The organism is uncultured Dokdonia sp., assembly GCF_937910895.1.
Lineage (GTDB): Bacteria > Bacteroidota > Bacteroidia > Flavobacteriales > Flavobacteriaceae > Dokdonia.
Genome location: NZ_CALEMI010000042.1, coordinates 1 through 4,333 on the forward strand (window position 1 = coordinate 1; position 4,333 = coordinate 4,333).

Annotated in this window: 4 protein-coding genes; all 4 read left to right on the forward strand. The window is 40.6% G+C overall.

Annotated features, from left to right (window positions below):
* Positions 1-1,124 (forward strand): amidohydrolase (locus Q0505_RS05015; RefSeq protein WP_299209733.1); only part of this gene is annotated, 1,124 nt, incomplete at its 5' end.
* A gap of 173 nt (positions 1,125-1,297) precedes the next feature.
* Complete coding sequence (locus Q0505_RS05020) at positions 1,298-2,011, forward strand: DUF2071 domain-containing protein (protein WP_299209736.1); 714 nt, start codon at positions 1,298-1,300, stop codon at positions 2,009-2,011.
* Positions 2,012-2,160: 149 nt separating this feature from the next.
* A complete protein-coding gene (locus Q0505_RS05025) occupies positions 2,161-3,891 on the forward strand; it encodes a glycosidase (RefSeq protein WP_299209739.1) in 1,731 nt (576 codons plus the stop codon).
* A gap of 163 nt (positions 3,892-4,054) precedes the next feature.
* Positions 4,055-4,333, forward strand: a 279-nt coding sequence (locus Q0505_RS05030) for a bile acid:sodium symporter (protein WP_366519368.1), incomplete at its 3' end; no start/stop codon positions are given.

A 4,333-nucleotide genomic window follows, 5' to 3' on the forward strand; every position in this document is an offset into this window, starting at 1 on the left:
AAAATCCAGAGGGTGGCACTATTATTCGTAAACCAGATGGTTCGCCTACTGGCGTGTTGATTAACAGAGCTATGAATCTGGTCAAACAACATTTCCCAGCAATGGACCTCGAGGAACAAAAAAAACGGATCCAACAAGCTATTTACGCTGCCAATAAAGACGGCTTAACGGGAGTGCATGAAGCAGGGATCTCTCTATTTCAGGTGGATGCTTTTAAGGAATTGGTACAAGATTCGTTATTAAACATGCGGGTCTACGCGATGTTAGGCGATCAAAAAAATCCAGAATTTGCCAGTGAGGATTTGGTCAAGTACTTCAAGTCCATTCGCATTGAGGAAATGGGAGGAGATTTGTTTAGCTTAAAAAGCTTAAAACTCTATTTTGATGGAGCTTTAGGGTCGAGAGGAGCTGCTTTTTTTGATCCATACAATGATGATCTTCATAACACGGGCTTGTTACGCATTCCACCCGACTACATTGTGGAAGTGGCCGAAGCAGCATTGGAAGCGGATATGCAAGTGTGTACGCACGCTATTGGGATTCGTGGGAACAGATGGTGTCTCGATGCTTATGAAGAAGCACTGACCAAGTTTCCGAAAGAAGATCACAGGTTTCGCATAGAGCACGCACAAGTAGTAGAAGCAGAAGATATTGAAAGATTTAAGGAACTGAACGTTCTCCCATCCGTGCAACCCACCCATTGTACGTCAGACAAGCATTTTGTTGTGGACCGCATTGGCGAAAAACGTGCGGAAGGTGCCTATGCGTGGCGGTCTTTTATCGATGCGGGACTCATCATGCCCTGTGGTTCTGATTTTCCGGTGGAATCCACCAATCCGCTATTAGGGATCTATGCGCTCGTTACCCGACAAGATGTGCAGGGACAACCTGAACATGGTTGGTTTCCAGAACAAAAAATAACGATGGAAGAAGCCATCAAAGGATTTACGATATGGGCAGCCTATGGTGCTTTTCAAGAGGGTATCCTAGGATCTATTGAAGTCGGAAAATATGCCGATTTTACCATACTAGATCAGGATCTATTGACCATAGATCCGAAAGAGATCCTAAACACAAAAGTCACCTACACGATTGTTGGTGGGGCTGTAAAATATCAGCAATAAGAATAAAAGCAAAAAACTCTCATTAGTTTGGAGTTCCATCGTACTATCTAGGACTTCTTTATTCGCTTTCGCGAAAGCGAACCAAACAAAACACTTCAATTACTTAAAGAATCAAAAAGGAAACTACGCCCCAAATACTGTTATAATTACCTACTTTTATAAGAAAAATAAACATGAGCTTTTTAAATGCCGAATGGAGGAAATTAGCCTTTGCCAACTATGTCATTGACCCAAATATTTTAACCAAGTATGTCCCGCCCGGAACCGAACTAGACATCTGGGAAGGGAAATGCTATGTCAGCTTAATTGGGTTTATGTTTAAAAACGTGAGATTACTAGGTGTCAAGGTGCCGTTTCACGTGAATTTTGAGGAGGTGAATTTACGTTTTTACGTCAAACGGTTTGAAAATAATACGTGGAAACGTGGGGTTGTTTTTATCAAAGAGATCGTTCCAAAACCTGCATTGACATTTGTAGCAAATACGCTGTATAAAGAGCATTATGAGACCTTACCGATGCGCCATGAATGGAAAGAGAATGCTACCAACAGATCGGTGGACTATCAATGGAAAAAGAATGGGCTATGGCACTCCTTCAAAGTAACGGCAGACCTCGCTTCTACAGAAATTCCAACAAACAGTGAAACCGAGTTCATCACCGAACATTATTGGGGCTATGCAAAAGTGAGTGATACCACTTCGAATGAATACGAAGTCACCCATCCAAAATGGCGACAGTATACCGTCATCGATTCAGAAATTAAAGTAGATTTCAAGGCTGTTTATGGAGCCGATTTTGAATTTTTAAATGACCTAGAACCTACATCCATCATGCTTGCAGAAGGCTCTGAAATTACAGTGGAAGGGAAAAAAACAATCAAAGTGTAAACACCCCTCTATTCTACATCCTTCTAGTCCTAACCTCTTCCAGTTCGTTATTCTTTTAGTATTTTAGCTTTTAGCTGTTTTATAATTTGGATTGAAGTATAAAACAGCTAAAATAAAGAGAAAAAACATATACAAAAAACCCAAAAAGCATGAGCAAAATCAATAATGGCGTGATGCTAAATGCCTACCCAGATAGTATCGGAACACATTTAAAAGACACGGTGGCTATGTTACAATTGCCTGCGTTTGCAAATGCTTTTTCGTTATTTTATGTATTACCGACATTTTTTAATAGCGATTTGGATCGTGGGTTTTCGATTATCGATTATAATATCAATGAGGAGTTGGTGTCTACAAAAGATTTGGAAGCCTTGGAAGCGCTCAACATTATGCTCAAGTTTGATATTGTGCTGAATCATCTCTCGGTGGCGTCACCGCAATTTAAAGACTTGATTGCCCATGGGGATGCATCGACATACAAAGATTTTTTTATTGACTGGAATGCCTTTTGGGAAGGGAATGGCACTAAAAATGACGAAGGGCTAGTGATTCCGAAAAAGGAATATTTGGACAAACTGTTTATGCGTAAGTCAGGTTTGCCTATTTTGAATGTGGTGTTCCCTGACGGGAAAGAACGGCCGTATTGGAATACGTTTTATCAAAAAATAACCTATCACCCCATAAGCACAGAAGATCTCACATCCCTTGCTGGATTAGATCCTGAAGATGCAACGACGATTTGTAATAAAGTCAATACAGCGATTGCTAAGAAGCAAGAGTTAAAAAGTATAGATTTCGGAGAATATAAAGGGCATAAAGCAGCGGTAGTAGACATTGTCAATAGCAAACGTAGCTATTTAGGACAAATGGATGTGAATGCCAAATCACCATTGGTGTGGGAATTTTATGAAGAGGTGCTGGCAAAAGTCGGTAGTTATGGATGTCAGATCTTACGATTGGATGCGTTTGCCTATTTGCATAAAGAAGTGGGCGAAACTAACTTTTTCAACAAACCGGGGACGTGGGACTATTTGGCGAAAATCAATGAAATCGCCCAAAAGAATCAACTCGTGTTGCTGCCAGAAATTCATGCGGAATATGGCCTCCACTTACACGATGAAGTCGCCCAAGAAGGTTATGCGATTTATGACTTTTTCTTACCTGGTTTACTCATTCATGCGATCGAAAAAGGAACGCATACAGCACTGCTCGCTTGGGGAAAAGAAATCATTGAAAAGGGATATCAAACCGTGAATATGCTGGGATGCCACGATGGGATTCCGGTGATGGATTTAAAAGGCAAGGAAGTCAATGGCGTGTATCAGAAAGGACTATTGGAAGATGCTGAGATTGAGGCTATGATGAACCTCATTTTAGAACGTGGTGGTCGAGTGAAAAACTTGTATGGCGCTGATGGACAGAAAATCGGCTATTATCAAGTGAATGCGACCTATTTTAGTGCTTTAGGAGAGAGCGAACAAAAACTATTGCTGGCAAGAGCGATTCAGTTGTTTATGCCTGGGATTCCGCAAGTGTGGTATTTGGATATTTTTGCTGGGAAAAATGATTATGCTGCGGCAGATGCCGCGGGCGAAGGCGGACATAAAGAAATCAACCGAACGAATTTGAGTTTGGAAGCTGTCAAAGCTGGACTTGAAAGAGAGGTGGTAAAGCAACAACTAGAGATGATCCGCTTACGAAATACGTCTTTGGCATTTCAAGGAGCCGTGACGTTTCATGATACTTCGGAAGAGCGTATACATATTACGTGGAGGAATGAGGATGCATATGCAACGCTAGACGCAAATCTCAAAACACATACCTTCTCCATTCGGTATACAGAAAATGGAGAGGAAAAAGTGTGGAAGGTATCTCATTAATTGAATGAGCGTTTGATACTTTAAAAGAGCGTAGTATATTTTTTCGCTTAAAGCGAAAAGAATAACAGATAGTATCGATTAATGGAATCTCCAAATCTTTCCCTACATTTAGAATGCTTTTAAAAAGCACTGACTTACAACCATCTGACTAAAACCAATCTTTATGGATATAGGAACCATTATTCTTGCTGTTGCATTAATCATTATTATGTTTGGAATGGGATTATCCCTGACCATACAAGATTTTACGCGTTTGTTTCAGCGTCCTAAAGCGATTATCATTGGTTTACTCAATCAGATTATACTCCTACCACTAATTGCGTATTTGATGATTTCTGTGATGCAGATAGATACAGACATAGCCATAGGAATCATGATTCTTGCGGCTTGCCCTGGGGGACCGACTTCTAATTTGATTACACATCTTGCCAAAGGCGACATT